This is a genomic window from Sphingobacteriaceae bacterium (assembly GCA_016715905.1).
Classification (GTDB): Bacteria; Bacteroidota; Bacteroidia; order B-17B0; family Aurantibacillaceae; genus Aurantibacillus.
In genome coordinates, this window is sequence record JADJXI010000003.1 from 335090 (window position 1) to 351026 (window position 15937).

The 15937-nt window shown below is 34.0% G+C and carries 11 protein-coding genes; all 11 read left to right on the forward strand.

The window, feature by feature from the left end:
• The first annotated feature begins 36 nt into the window (after window positions 1-36).
• The 11 genes from IPM51_01830 (at window position 37) to IPM51_01880 (ending at window position 15929) form a co-directional block, all read left to right on the forward strand.
• Window positions 37-2523: a heavy metal translocating P-type ATPase gene (locus tag IPM51_01830; GenBank protein ID MBK9283040.1), complete on the forward strand. Its 2487-nt coding sequence runs from the start codon at window positions 37-39 to the stop codon at window positions 2521-2523.
• Window positions 2524-2540: 17 nt separating this feature from the next.
• Entirely contained in the window at window positions 2541-4790 is a 2250-nt protein-coding gene (locus tag IPM51_01835; GenBank protein ID MBK9283041.1) for a multicopper oxidase domain-containing protein, read from the forward strand.
• A gap of 336 nt (window positions 4791-5126) precedes the next feature.
• Window positions 5127-5405: a helix-turn-helix domain-containing protein gene (locus IPM51_01840; GenBank protein ID MBK9283042.1), complete on the forward strand. Its 279-nt coding sequence runs from the start codon at window positions 5127-5129 to the stop codon at window positions 5403-5405.
• Window positions 5406-5415: 10 nt separating this feature from the next.
• Complete coding sequence (locus IPM51_01845) at window positions 5416-5802, forward strand: hypothetical protein (protein ID MBK9283043.1); 387 nt, start codon at window positions 5416-5418, stop codon at window positions 5800-5802.
• Window positions 5803-5810: 8 nt separating this feature from the next.
• Entirely contained in the window at window positions 5811-6977 is a 1167-nt protein-coding gene (locus IPM51_01850; protein ID MBK9283044.1) for a hypothetical protein, read from the forward strand.
• 14 nt (window positions 6978-6991) lie between these two features.
• Window positions 6992-7756 carry a DUF998 domain-containing protein gene (locus IPM51_01855; protein MBK9283045.1) on the forward strand — a complete coding sequence of 255 codons (765 nt, stop codon included), beginning with the start codon at window positions 6992-6994 and terminating at the stop codon, window positions 7754-7756.
• Window positions 7757-8119: 363 nt separating this feature from the next.
• Window positions 8120-8932 carry a type IV toxin-antitoxin system AbiEi family antitoxin gene (locus tag IPM51_01860; GenBank protein ID MBK9283046.1) on the forward strand — a complete coding sequence of 271 codons (813 nt, stop codon included), beginning with the start codon at window positions 8120-8122 and terminating at the stop codon, window positions 8930-8932.
• Complete coding sequence (locus IPM51_01865; GenBank protein MBK9283047.1) at window positions 8929-9720, forward strand: nucleotidyl transferase AbiEii/AbiGii toxin family protein; 792 nt, start codon at window positions 8929-8931, stop codon at window positions 9718-9720. The genes IPM51_01860 and IPM51_01865 overlap by 4 nt, the downstream gene beginning before the upstream one ends.
• 10 nt (window positions 9721-9730) lie before the next feature.
• Window positions 9731-13354, forward strand: a complete 3624-nt coding sequence (locus tag IPM51_01870; protein ID MBK9283048.1) for an Eco57I restriction-modification methylase domain-containing protein — start codon at window positions 9731-9733, stop codon at window positions 13352-13354.
• Window positions 13355-13362: 8 nt separating this feature from the next.
• Complete coding sequence (locus tag IPM51_01875) at window positions 13363-14922, forward strand: AAA family ATPase (GenBank protein ID MBK9283049.1); 1560 nt, start codon at window positions 13363-13365, stop codon at window positions 14920-14922.
• Entirely contained in the window at window positions 14907-15929 is a 1023-nt protein-coding gene (locus IPM51_01880; GenBank protein MBK9283050.1) for a UvrD-helicase domain-containing protein, read from the forward strand. Before IPM51_01875 ends, IPM51_01880 begins: the two co-directional genes overlap by 16 nt.
• Window positions 15930-15937 lie beyond the last annotated feature (8 nt).

The following is a 15937-nucleotide window of genomic DNA, read 5'->3' on the forward strand; positions in this document are numbered from 1 at the left end:
AGTTTGCTTTATCATTAACAATTTAATCCATTAAAAATGAAACACACATATCAAATCACAGGAATGACTTGCTCTGGTTGTCGTAATCATGTTCAGAAAATTCTAAGCAAAGTGCAAGGCGTGATTAAAGTTGAAGTAAACCTTGAAGAAAAAACGGCCTCTATTGAAATGGAAAAGCACATTTCAATAGAAATATTCAAAACTGCTTTATTAGAAGATGGTGGTAGGTATGATATTGGAATGGTCAATGAAAAAATGGAAGAAAGATTAAAAACTAAGCGTCCTTCAAAGTTAAATCAAGATGGAAAATATTATTGTCCAATGCATTGTGAAGGTGATAAAATGTACGATAAAAAGGGAGACTGTCCGAAATGCGGAATGGATCTGGTACAACAAGCAAAAAATTCTCAAAGCATAAAATATACATGTCCGATGCACCCCGAAATTGTAGAAGATAAACCGGGTAATTGTCCCAAATGTGGAATGGATTTAGTCCCCATGGCACCAGTTGATGAAGAAAATAAAACTTATCTGACGCTTTTGAAAAAATTTAAAATTGCTGTTGTATTTACTTTACCAATTTTGATTTTAGTAATGGGCGAAATGATACCTCACAATCCATTTACAAAGTATCTAAGTGTTGATTTTAAAAACTGGCTGCAATTCTTTTTATCGTTGCCGGTCGTTTTTTATGCTTGTTGGATGTTTTTTCAAAGAGCATGGGTATCTTTCAAAACATGGAATTTAAATATGTTTAGTTTAATAGGTGTTGGAGCAGGTGCAGCATTTATTTTTAGTATTGTTGCTCTGGTTTTCCCTTCAATTTTCCCTGACCAATTTAAAAATCATGATGGCAGTGTTTACCTTTATTTTGAAGCAGTAACTGTAATTCTCACCTTAGTATTGCTAGGACAATTATTAGAAGCAAGAGCCCACAGTCAAACCAGTGGCGCAATAAAGGAACTTTTAAAGCTAGCCCCTACGCAAGCTATATTAGTAGAAAATGGAATCGAAAAAACAATTTCTATTCACGATATAAAAGTAGGCGACTTATTACGAGTTAAGCCTGGTGATAAAATTCCTGTTGATGGAAGTATTACAGAGGGAAATAGTAATATTGACGAAAGTATGATAACAGGGGAACCTATTCCGGTAGAAAAGAATGTAAATGATAAAGTAAACTCAGGTACTATAAACGGAAATAAATCTTTTGTAATGAAAGCAGAAAAAGTAGGTGATGAAACACTGCTTGCTCAAATAATAAAAATGGTGAATGATGCCAGCCGTAGCAAAGCACCCATTCAAAAATTGGCTGATACTATTTCCAAATATTTTGTGCCAACTGTTATTATTATTTCCGTAATTACCTTTTTAGTTTGGAAATTCTTTGGTCCCGAACCTTCTTATGTTTATGCATTCGTAAATGCTTTAGCTGTATTAATAATTGCTTGTCCTTGTGCTTTAGGATTGGCTACACCCATGAGCGTTATGGTTGGTGTTGGTAAAGGCGCTCAAAATGGAGTGCTTATAAAAAATGCAGAGGCCTTAGAAAAAATGAATAAAATAAACGTATTAATAACTGATAAAACAGGTACTATTACCGAAGGAAAACCATCTCTCGAAAAAATTTATTCTTTTCAAGAATATACTGAAAAAGAACTATTGCTTTTAGCCGCCTCTATCAATTCGCAAAGCGAACATCCTTTGGCAGCCGCAATCGTGAATAAAGCAAAAAGCGAGGCTATGTCCTTAAAACCAATTTCTAAATTTGAAGCTGTTTTAGGAAAAGGCGTTATTGGAATAGTCGATAACAAAAATATCATTATTGGAAATGATAAACTTTTGTTTAATAACAACATTACGATTTCTGAAAACCAAAAAATGCAAATAGTTGCTGAACAGAAAAAAGGTAAAACTGTTTCCTATTTTGCAATTGACGGTAAACTCGAAGGTTTTCTTGTAATCTCTGATGCCATCAAAATAAGCAGCAAAGACGCTATTCAAAAACTAATGAATGAAGGTGTAGAAGTAATCATGCTCACAGGCGATAATCAAAATACTGCAAAAGCTGTGGCAAGTGAATTAAACCTTACCCATTTCAAAGCTGAATGTTTGCCTCAAGATAAATTAGAAGAAATAAAAAAACTTCAAGCTCAGGGCAAAATTGTTGCTATGGCAGGAGATGGAATTAATGATGCACCAGCATTAGCACAAGCCGACATTGGTATAGCTATGGGAACGGGAACAGACGTAGCTATTGAAAGTGCAAAAATAACATTGCTTAAAGGCGATTTACAAGGTATTGTAAAGGCGAAAGCATTAAGTCATAAAGTAATGCGAAATATTAAGCAAAATTTATTGTTTGCATTTGGATATAATATTTTAGGAATACCTATTGCTGCAGGTGTTCTCTTTCCATTTTTTGGACTACTACTTTCTCCAATGATAGCAGCAGCAGCCATGAGCTTTAGTTCGGTATCTGTTATTATTAATTCACTTCGACTGAAAAAAATAAAAATATAAAAAGAAATTCAAAAAAAATGAATATTCAAAAAACGCTAAATAAAATAACATTGCTGGTAGTAATTGTTCTATTCACAACCAATTTAATTCGTGCCCAAAAAGTAGTACACTACGACCTCTATGTAAAAGACACAATTGTAAAATTTGCAGGAAAAGAGAAACGAGCCATAGCAGTAAATGGTCAAATCCCTATGCCCACTCTTACCTTCACTGAGGGTGATACTGCGGAAATATATGTGCACAACGAATTAAACGAAGAAACAGCTTTACATTGGCATGGATTATTTTTACCCAACAAAGAAGATGGAGTTCCCAATCTTACACAAATGCCAATAAAACCACATACCACACATATTTATCGTTTTCCAATAATTCAAAGCGGTACCCATTGGTATCATTCACATTTTGGCTTACAAGAGCAAATCGGCATGTATGGTAATTTTATTATGTACAAGAAACCAGATGACCCAACTTTCAGAAAAGGCATAGATGATATTCCAAGCGTTCCTATCGTTTTAAGTGAATGGACCAACTTAAAACCCGAAAACGTACATCGGATGTTACATAATGCTTCCGATTGGTTTGCAATAAAAAAAGGAACAACACAAAGTTATGCTGAAGCAATAAAAGCGGGGCATTTCAAAACCAAACTTACCAATGAATGGAAACGAATGTTGGCAATGGATGTAAGTGACGTATATTATGATAAATTTCTTATTAACGGAAAAAATGAAAGCCAACTTTCACAATTCAAAGCAGGCGACAAAGTTCGTTTACGTATTTCAAACGGTGGCGCATCTACATACTTTTGGCTTACTTATGCAGGTGGCAAAATAACCGTTATTGCAAACGATGGCAACGATGTTGAGCCGGTAGAAGTAGATAGATTGATAATTGGCGTTTCTGAAACCTATGACATTATTGTAACTATTCCGACTGAAAATACAGCTTATGAATTTTTGGCAACTTCCGAAGATCGTATTAAATCCACTTCCCTTTATTTAGGTAGTGGAGTTAAACAATTAGCAAGTCCACTACCAAAGTTAAAATACTTTGAAGGAATGAAAATGATGAATGGCATGATGAAAATGAATGGCGATTTAGACGATATGGGAATGAGCATGAGTCTTAATCAAATGGATATGAACGTAGTTATGTATCCTGAAATTACAGGCGAGTTAAAAAAGAAAGAAAGAGGAATGAAAGACATGAAAATGACCGAAGATGATTATAGGAGCAATAAACTTTCAAACATAGTTACATTAAATTATGCAATGCTAATAGCTCCAAATCCAACAACACTTCCGCCAGACACTGCGGTCAAAGAATTGCGTTTTGAATTAACAGGAAACATGAATCGCTATGTATGGAGTTTAGATAATAAAGTAATTTCTGAAACCGATAAAATACTTATCAAAAAAGGAGAAAACGTACGTCTTATTTTATACAACGGTTCAATGATGCGTCACCCAATGCACCTGCACGGTCACGATTTTAGATTACTAAATGGGCAAGGTGTATATGCTCCATTAAAAAATGTTGTTGATATTATGCCAATGGAAACCGACACATTAGAATTTAATGCTAATACTGAAGGAGATTGGTTTTTCCATTGTCACATTCTTTACCACATGATGAGTGGCATGGGAAGAGTTTTTAGTTATAAAAATCAAGCGCCCAACCCTGAAATACCCAACCCAAAATTGGCTTATAGACGACTTAAAGCTGACGACCGCAGATTTCATTTTATGGCAGAAAATGATTTTGCTTCTAACGGAAATGATGGTATGGCCATGTTGCAAAATACACGGTGGAGTATTGGTTCCGAATGGCGATTGGGTTATAACGATATGATGGGTTATGAAACTGAAACACATATTGGTCGATACATTGGGAAAATGCAATGGTTTATGCCTTTTGTAGGTTTTGATTGGCGCTATAGAAAATTTGGAATAGACGAACAAGAAACTAATTTATTTGGGCAAAGCAACACAAAAGACATTCGTAATCTCGCAAGTGTAGGTTTTAACTATACCTTACCATTGTTGGTAGTTTTTCAAGCTGAAGTTTTTCACAATGGAGATGTGCGATTACAATTAATGCGTGAAGATATACCAATTTCAAAACGCTTACGTGCTGGCTTTATGATTAACACAGACAAAGAATATATGGTAGATTTGCGCTACATTATAAACAAGAATATAGGCATTAGAACACATTATGATAGCGATATGGGTTTTGGAGCAGGACTAACTTTGAATTATTAATGGCAAGATTCTAATTATAACAAATTAATTTAAAAATGACCTCATGACCTCCGCCAATTCAGGGCTTCGCCCCTCTTGGCAATAATATTTAAACGCAATTCAGCTTCGCTGTCTTGCGTTTTTTTTTCGTGAAACTCAAATTTTACAAGTGAAAACGCAGTAAAATTTCTTAGTTGAACAATCCCGATCGCTTGCGCATCGGGAATTTCGCTTTTTCAAAGCTCAATACACCTCAACACTTTAGCAAAAAACTCGGTCACATGTGACCAGTTTTGACCAATGTGACCCTTTGCGATTTTATTCTTTTGCTTCATAAACAATTAAAAAGCACAAATTATGGAAGCAGTAATCTTAAGCAAAGAGCAATTCACCGAATTGAAAGGTTCAATCGATGAAATCAAAAACAAAATCGAAAACCAAAACAAAAAACCACATGAAGTTTTTATCGATAATCAAGAGTTCCTCTTGATGATGAAAATTTCAAAACGCACAGCTCAGACCTGGCGCGATGAAGGAAAAGTTTCTTTCTCTCAGGTAGGAAACAAAATCTACTACAAACTTTCAGATGTAGAAACTTTATTAAATCAGCATTTAGTTAGAGCATTTAAAAAGTAAGGAGGAAGCAATGGATAAGTACAAAGAAACTTTAAACGATCTCACTTGGCCGGAACTACTGCAACAAGTTGCAGCAGTTCTTGCTCGTGATGAAAAAGCATTGGAGAACAATGTAAACTATTACAAAAAAATGTTAGGCGATAGCAATGCCGATAAAGAAAAGTTGAATCGTTTATTTGATAAACTGCAACTCGATAAGCTGCGCTTATCTTATTTCTCCGAACTGTTTTTTCGTATTGATGAAGGCAATTTCAAATTCATCATTATGAATTTAGAATCATGTATCAAACAGGAAACTGAATTGCAAAACCGTTCACCCAAAGATTGGGTTGCAACAGTTAGATACGAGAACGGTGAAATCAAAGTGTACTTCATGGCATTGTCTTACTATCAATAAAAAATCAGATGATCGATATACCAGCACCACCAAACAAAAATCACACTCCCCTCTCTACTGGAGAGGGGTCAGGGGTGAGGCTTGAATCACAACAAGCCAAGCTTGCAAGGCTGCTGGCCTCACAACAGCAGATCAAAGAAAATAAAGGCAAGCCTATTTCATTTAGTCAGCCAATATTGTGGCAAAAAGAAAATCCGGTTTTCTTTCCGAAAACCATTAACGTAATTCAGGGCAAAGCCGGTGTACACAAATCACGCTTGGCAGAAACTATTTGCGCAGCACTTCTTAAAACTCCCGAAAGTAATCGCGACCTTTTAGGATTCAAGAGAAGTTTACTCAGTCGTTATGCTGTGTGTTATGTGGACACCGAACGCAACCTCTCCGACCAATTACCTTATTCTTTACAGCAAATTCAATTAAAAGCAGGATTCACTATTCAAGACCATCCGTACGGTTTTGATTATATCTCGCTACTTGAATTTGCTCGTGAAGAACGTTTTGAAATGCTCAACATGTACATCGATCATATTCGGAAAAAATTTCCAATGCATTTATTTATCGTGTTGGATGTAATTACCGATTGTGTTTTCAATTTCAACGATACAAAAGACAGTATGAAATTGATTGACATGATGAATCAAACCATCAACCGATACGATGTAACATTTCTTGCACTCATTCACGAAAACCCGGGAAGTACAGATAAAGCGCGAGGACATTTAGGAACCGAAATTTTGAACAAAGCAAGTACAGTGGTACAAATCGGATTTGAAAAAGATGCCGAGAACCATAACACCAACTTGATTAAAGTAGCTTATCTCAAATGCAGAAGTTCCAAAAAACACGAACCATTCTTTGTACAATATTCCGATACGGAAAAAGGATTGGTCATTGCAGACCTCACCACTATACAGGAAACAATGGACAGCAGAAATCATAAAGCATCGTTAGATAGCACACTTGAATTCATTGGTGCATTCCTAACAGAACCGATGCCTCGAAAAGATTTCATTGAGAAACTGTGCGCAGAAATGAACTGCAAGGAGAGAACCGTTGAAGCCCGGCTTAAATCAATCATCACTCATAGCTTCGCTATTCCTGTGGGTGATGGCAAAGCGAAAACGCTTTGTAAAAAAACCGAGAATAGAGAAATCATTTATTACCTAACAGATTAAAAAAAACAAAAATCATGAAAACAAAAATTCAAGAATTCTTCTGCAAACTAAAAGTAGTTTTCGGAGGCAAAGGTCAAATTCAAGACCCCGCTGAAGCTCGTGAATACGAACAACTCGAAAAAGAAAACAAACTGGTGTTATCGTACCTTACGGTACGTAAACTCATTGGTATTTTAGGCTTTTTACTGCCTTTTATACTTCTGATTGGTCCGTTTATTCTTTCAGCATGTTGCTACATTCAGCCATCCATCAGCAATTATTATCACACCATCATGCGTGATGTCTTTGTGGGTTACATGTGTGCGCTTTCAATTTTCCTGCTCTCATATAAGGGTTATGATATTGTTGATCGTGTACTCACATTCCTTGCAGGTACTTTTGGTTTGATGGTGGCATTATTACCAACAACATTTAAAATACCGATGTTACCATGCAACATTGAATGTTCAAGATTCATTCCTGATTTAGTTGGAACAATTCATTTAATTTCGGCAGGTCTGTTTTTACTTTCCCTGGCATTTATGAGCTTGTTTCTTTTTACAAAAGGAGAAACTACGCCAACACCTCAAAAACTCATCAGGAACAAAATCTACAAAGCTGCCGGGTACATAATTCTTATCTGCGTTGGCTTACTGATTCTATATTTTGCCCTGCCTGATTCAATCACCGATCCTCTGATTGTTCTTAAGCCGATTTTCTGGTTAGAGACAATTGCAGTAATGGCTTTTGGTTTTTCATGGCTTGTAAAAGGTGGTTTATTCTTTGCAGACCCTGAATAGCAACATATTGATATTGTGTAAAATAGCACTTTTGCAAGTTTGCAGACCCTTATATATGGGTCTGCAAGACTGCAAAGGTGTCACCCTGAGCTGCCCGCCTTGAGTTTACCGAAGGGTCGAAGGGCCAAAATTGAATATGAGCAAATTTTTCAAATTTTTGCTCATATTCCTTTTATCCGAGCAAAACTTGCTCACGTTTATTCCTTTGATTTTTAGCTATTGCAGCCTCTGAAACTGAACTAGTATAATAATTTGTTTGCTATTTACTACGATTTCCGTAGTTAAACGCAAATGCTTCATATTGCACCATTTTTATTATATTTGCTTTTAACTACGCTTTTAGTAGTACAACGCAAATAAAATATGCACAGGGAAAACACCGTTACTTATAACTACTTAGAGGATTTTATAAATAAAATTCGCTCTAAGGGTAGATATTCCTTTACTTGGTCCGAAGCAAAAAATCAATTCGATATTTCTGATAAAGCATTAAATCAAGCATTGTATCGCTTGAAAACAAAAAAAATGATTGCACAAATCCGAAAAGGATTTTACGCCATTATTACTCCTGAATATTCCAATCGTGGAATGATACCGGTTAATTTGTTTGTTGACGATTTAATGAAATCACTGAACAAAAGATATTATGTCGGATTGCTTTCTGCAGCGGCATTGCATGGCGCTTCTCATCAGCAGCCAATGGAATATTTTATTGTTACAGAAAAACCGGCATTGCGTAACATCAAAAACAAAAAACTTAAAATTAACTTCTTCGTCAAAAAACAGTGGTCGGATGAAGATATCATTCAGAAAAAAACGGATGCCGGATACATTAATGTTTCGACACCTGAATTAACAGCATTGGATTTGTTTTACTACATGGATAGTTTTGGTATCAACAGGATTGTTACCATAATACAAGAACTGATGGAGGAAATAAAAATTTCCACCCTTACAAAAACCGCAAAAAACTATCCTCAGGTTTCAGCAATACAACGCCTGGGCTTTTTACTCGATAAAGAATTGCATAACGAAAAACTGGCGGAGCCATTATTAAAAATAGTTACTGAAAGAAAACATCAGTTGGTTCCATTGGCTTTAAATAAAACAAAAGAAGGTGTAGTTGATGACAAGTGGAAAGTAATTCAGAATATACAAATTGAAAGCGATTTATGATACCAAGACGATATATAGAAGAGTGGAAAGAATTTGCGCCATGGCCTGATGATTCACAAGTTGAACAAGACTTGGTAATTGAACGGGCATTAGCAGATTTATTTTCGGATGATATGATTCGGAAAAATCTTGCGTTCAGAGGAGGAACAGCATTACATAAACTATTCTTAAAACCGCAGGTAAGATATTCTGAGGATATTGACCTTGTTCAAATAACAGCTGAACCAATTGGTCCGATATTAAAAAAAATTCGAGAACGTTTAAGTTTCCTTGGTCAAAAAAGAACAGTAAAGCCCAAGAAATTTAACAACACCATCGTTTACACATTCGATACGGAAATTGAACCGGTGGTAAAAATGAAACTGAAAATTGAAATTAATTGTATAGAACATTTTACAGTATTAGGATATCAGGATATTCAGCACGTTGTTAAAAATTCTTGGTTTGAAAGTAGCAACACCATTGTTTCATATCAATTAGAAGAATTATTAGGTACAAAACTGAGAGCATTGTATCAAAGGAGAAAAGGACGTGATTTATTTGATTTGTATTGGGCATATCAAAACGCAAAAATAGATACTGATAAATTAATTACTTGTTACAACGAGTATATGAAAAAATCTGTCCCGCAACCGCCAACGCAAAAAGAATTTTTATTGAACATGGAAGAAAAAATGCAGGACAAAGAGTTTACAAATGATATTCATGTAATCCTTCGCCCAGGTGTAGAGTATGATAACCAAAAAGCCTACGAGTTTATTAAAACAGAATTGATAGAAAAGATTTAAAGCTGCTTAAATGAAACTAAATATATATAACCCAAAACAGGCGCTTAACAAAGCTTACTTAAAAGAAAAAGTGAGCAGGGATAATATTGAGTTATTCAAAAAAAATCTTTCTACCCTAATTGGTAAAATTGATGAACAAGAAAGCGAAGAACATTTAAAAAACGTTATTTCTGATTTCCTAAAAGATACCTGGTACAAAGAAACCAACGAAATAAATACAAAGGATAGGAAAGATTTAGTTATTCATACAGGTAAAACTACCAAAGAACCAGTTGGCGTTATCCTAGAGGTTAAAAAACCCTCTAACAAAAGCGAAATGATGACAGAGGCAAAGCCAAATGCAAAAGCCTTACATGAATTGGTTTTATATTACCTGCGTGAGAGAATTGAACACAACAACATCGATATAAAATATTTGGTAGTTACCAATATTTACGAGTGGTTTATAATTGATGAAGTTTGGTTTGAGAAAAATGTATTCCGCAACCTAAAGCTGAAAAAGGATTTTGAAAACTGGAAACTGAGTGGTAACGATACAAAATTCTTTTACGAAAGTATTGCAAAACCTTTTTTAGAAACAATTACGGAAAAATTAGATTGCACTTATTTTGACCTAAGAGCATTCGAAAACATAATTACAAACGAAGATAAAAAAGACGACAACAAATTAATTGCCCTTTACAAATTACTATCCCCAGTCCATTTATTAAAGCAACCATTCGCGAATGATAGTAATACCTTAGATACTAAATTCTATTCTGAGCTATTGCACATCATTGGTCTCGAAGAAGTAAAAGAAGGAAGTAAAAAATTAATAAAGCGTAAAGAAAAACAAGACCCCGCTTCAATCTTGGAAAACACCATAATGAAGTTAGAGGATAAGGATAGCTTAAGAGGCATCACCAATCTTTCAACATTTGGTGATACTAAAAAAGATCAATTGTTCAATGTGGCATTAGAACTTTCAATCACATGGATAAACCGCATACTATTTTTGAAACTTCTTGAAGCGCAATTATTCAAATACCATAAGGGAAATGCCGATTACATATTTCTTAACCATAAAACTATTCACGATTTTGATGAACTAAGCAATTTGTTTTTTCAGGTGCTAGCCGAACGACAATCAAAACGCAGAGAACATTTAAAAGAAAAATTCAAACGTGTTCCATACCTCAATAGTTCATTGTTTGAGCGCACCGAATTAGAACGACAAACATTTGACATAAGCGGGCTTGACAATCGCCTTGAATTAAAATTAACATCAACTACAGTTCTTAAAAACGAAAGCGGTAAAAGAAAAACAGGTGAACTTACAACATTGCAATACCTGTTTGATTTTTTAGATGCTTATGATTTTACATCCGAAGGTTCTGAAGAAATACAAGAGCAAAACAAAAACTTAATTAACGCCTCGGTACTCGGCTTAATATTTGAAAAAATAAATGGTTATAAAGATGGTTCATTCTTTACTCCCGGTTTTGTTACCATGTATATGTGTCGCGAAACCATCAGGCGTTCGGTAATACAAAAATTCAACGAGCAATATAAAATTGATTGCGAAACTTTCGATGACCTTAAAAACTTTATAGCAAGCAAATTCAAGGCAAAAGATATTTTAGAATTTAATAAAGTAATCAATGAGCTTAAAATTTGTGACCCTGCGGTTGGTTCCGGGCACTTTTTAGTTTCCGCATTAAATGAAGTAATAGCCATCAAAGCCGAGCTAGGCATTCTAGCTGATAAAGAAGGTTTACGTTTAACAGGCTATGAAGTGAAAATCGAAAACGATGAATTAATCGTTACATACAATGACAATACCGAAATTTTCGAATACTCTGTAACAACAAATTCCATTACAAAAGAAACTCAACGTGTCCAAAAAACATTGTTTCATGAAAAAGAATCCATCATTGAAAACAGTTTATTTGGTGTTGACATCAATCCAAACTCAGTTAAAATATGCCGTTTACGTTTATGGATTGAACTATTAAAAAATGCGTATTACACCGAAGAAAGCAAATTTACTGAACTGGAAACTTTACCAAACATTGATATCAATATCAAATGTGGTAACTCTTTAATAAGCCGTTTTCCGCTCGATTCCGACCTTAAAAAAGCACTTAAAGGTAAATGGAACATCGAGACATATAAAATTGCAGTTCATTCCTATCACGAAGCCGAAAACAAAGAAGAAAAACGAAAGCTTGAAGAATTAATCGATACTATTAAAAAAGATTTCAGAACAGAAATTGGCACAAACGACCCACGAAAAAAACGCTTATCCAAATTAAAAGAAGAACTTTTTTTAAAAACAGTATCACCAAAGTTGGAATTAGATATTGAAATGAAAAAAGGTGGCGTAAAATTGGAGAAAGAAAAAGTCAAGAAATTAACCGATGAAATAAATAAAATAGAGCAAGAGCTAAAGGATATTGAGAATAACAAGATTTACGAAAATGCTTTTGAGTGGAGATTTGAGTTTCCGGAAGTTTTAGATAAAGAGGGTAATTTCAATGGTTTTGATGTTGTAATTGGAAATCCTCCTTACGGTGTCAATTTTGAACAACAGGAAAAACAAATAATATTTAATTATTATAAAGCCACAGATGATATTTATACAATGTTTATTGAAAAGGGAATTAATATTACAAACACTGTCGGAAATATTTCATTTATTACACCAATATTTTGGCTTACAGGTGAAAAATACTTTAAAACAAGAAAACTAATACATGATAAAGCTCATTTAAATCTTGGGATTACCTTACCTTATGATGTTTTTACAGATGCATACGTTGATACTGGCATTTATTCCTTTTCTAAAAACTTTTCAAGTGAAATATCTAATGTGTATGAATTTGAACCGAGGGAAAAAGTTGATTATGAAATTTTAAACTCTTTAAAACTTGATACAATTCAAAAGCAAGAATGGCAAAATGATCCTGAGTTGAAAATTGTTTTTAATAATACATCCCGTTCCTTATTATCAAAGCTAAACCAATTTACTGTGAAAATTGAAGATGTTACCAAGTCTGTCAGAGGTATTTTAGCCGATAAGACTGAATATTCAGAAAAGCAGAAAAAAGGTCAAGAGCCTGTATTCATTGGTAAATTGGATAGATACTTTATTGAGCCTGACAATTTCCAGTTTATTGACTACGGTGACAATCTTAAGGAAAAACCATCATCCTTCGACTTTTTTAGGGGAGAAAGAATTTTAATTCGTAGAATAGTAAATAGACAGTTCAGAATAATGGCATCTATTACTAACGAAAAATTCGTTACTAAGAAGGATATATATACGTTCAAAATTACTAACAGTAAATACACTCCTTACTTGTTACTTGCAATTATCAATTCAAAACTCATATCTTATTTGAAAACTAAGGGGTCGGCTTCCGCAAAAAAAGATGATTTTACACAATTAACCTTAAACGATATTAGACAAATATTTATTCCAACAGCTCAAAAAAAAGACGAAGAGCGGATAAAGGTATTGGTGAATAAATTATTAGAAATGAAAACAATAGAAAATAGTAATGTCGATAAAATTGAAAAGGAACTAGATGAGATAGTTTATGGCTTGTATAAACTTTCAGATGAAGAAATAAAAATTATTGAATCTAATTAATTCACTAAATGAAAAGCATTGAAAAAATAAAACTACAGAACTTTAAGCGCTTTAAATCGCTGTCAATTGATTTTGCGCCTGACATCAATATTCTCGTTGGCGATAATGAGTCAGGTAAAAGCTCAGTTCTATCTGCAATTAATTTAGTGCTTAGCGGCAGTACACACAAGGTAGAAAGTGCTGGCCTTGAAAGTTTATTCAATTCTGATGTGATAAGGGAATATTTGCAAACGGAAAAGAAAATTGAAGAATTACCTGTATTGTTTATTGAAGTTTATTTAAATGAACAAAATAATGCGGACCTAAACGGTAATTTCAATTCTGAACGAAAGATGTGTGATGGCTTACGTCTTGAATGTTCGCCAAATGATGATTTAAGCAAAGAGATAAAAGAGATCCTCCTACAGCCTGAAACAAATTTTCCGTTCGAATATTACAGTATAAAATTTAACACTTTTCAAGGCGAAGGATTTACTGGTTACAGAAGATATGTTAAGCATTTATTGATTGACAATTCTCTTATAAGTAGTGAATATGCAATTAAGGAATTTGTTAAGGATATGTACAATAGCTACGCAGATATTGTGGAAAAGAACAAACATCAAAATGAATATCGGAAACACAAGGATGGCTTTAAAACAAATGTTCTCACTAATTTGAACGCAAAGCTTACAGAGTATAATTTTTCCTTGAAGAATAATTCCAAAGCAAATCTCGAAACTGATTTAACGCTTTGCGAAGACGAAATTAGTATTGACAATAAAGGTAAGGGCAAACAATGCTTTATTAAAACAGAATTTGCCTTAAACAAAAAAGAAAAGAACCTTGATTTCGTCTTAATTGAAGAACCCGAAAATCATCTCAGCCATATAAATATGAAAAGGCTGATTTTAAAAATAAATGAATCCACTGAAAAGCAACTTTTTATTTCAACTCATAGCAATATGATTAGCTCAAGATTGGATTTGCGTAAGTCAATTCTTCTCAACAGCAATTCAAATATCCCCATTAAACTTCAAAATCTTCCTGAGAGCACAGCAAAGTTTTTTATAAAGGCTCCGGAAAATAATATTCTAGATTTTATACTTTCTGAAAAAGTAATTCTTGTTGAAGGTGATGCTGAATTTATTTTGATGGAAGCGTTCTACAGAAAGGTACTGTCTGAAGAATTAGCAAATTCAGGAGTACATATACTGTCAGTTGGCGGCACAAGTTTTAAAAGATACCTTGATGTTGCAAAGCAATTAAAAATAAAAACAGTTGTAATTCGCGATAACGATGGGAAGTATCAGGATAATTGTATTGATTTATTCACCGAATATACAGAAGACTACATAAAGGTCTTTGGTGATTCTGATAACACGAGATCAACATTTGAAATTTGCATATACCAAGACAACAAGGCTATCTGTGATGGTCTATTTAGTGCTGGCCGTAAAACATTATCAGTTCAGGAATACATGCTTAAAAACAAAGCGGGTGTAGCTTTAGAACTACTTGAAAAGAAAGCAGCTGATCTTAATGTTCCAAAATATATTGAAGACGCGATTAAATGGATAAAAGTGTAATATTTGCAGTAGCAGGTTCGGGTAAAACAACCCATATTATTAATCAATTAAATTTGACTGATCCTGTATTGATTGTTACCTATACTACCAGCAACCTAGACAACATTAGAACAAGCATATTAAAAAAGTTCGGTTACTTTCCTGCAAACATTAAACTCCTTTCTTACTTTACTTTTATTCATAGTTTTTGTTACAAGCCGTTTCTTACTGCTACTTATAGAACAAAAGGAATATTTTATAAGCCCAACGCCAATAATTATGCGAAAAATGAAGCCCGGTATATTACAAATGGAGGAAGGTTGTATAGCAATCGCATATCAAAATTTTTGCAAGAAAATAAAGTATTGGACGATATTAATGCAAGGCTAAAAAAATACTACAAGTACCTTTACATTGACGAGATTCAGGATTTTGCAGGTAATGATTTCAATTTTATTAAAAGTTTAGCAAAAGCAGATATTAATATTTTAATGGTTGGTGATTTTTATCAGCACACTTTTGATACAAGTCGAGACGGTATAGTTAATAAAACGCTGCATGACGATTATGCAAAGTATCAGGCACAATTCGCCCAAATGGGCTTGAAAGTAGATACAACAACACTCAACAAGAGTTATAGGTGTAGTCCAACGGTCTGCGAGTTTATTACAAAGTCCATTGGGATAAATATTGAATCGCACCGAACAGATGCAGTTAGTATCAATGTTGTAAGTGATGAAAGTGAAGCACAAACAATTCTTTCAGACAATGAAATTATTAAACTGTTTTATCAAAAACACTACGCTTATAACTGCTATTCTAAAAATTGGGGCGATTGCAAGGGGGAAGATAAATACAATACAGTATGTGTCGTGTTGAATAGAACAACACAAGAGAAATTTAGTACCAATACCTTGCGCGATTTGCCGGCAGTGTCAAAAAATAAGCTGTATGTAGCTTGTTCAAGACCAAAACGCGACTTGTATTTTGTCCCTGAATCAAACATGAAAAAAATAGATGTAAACTAAGATAAAAA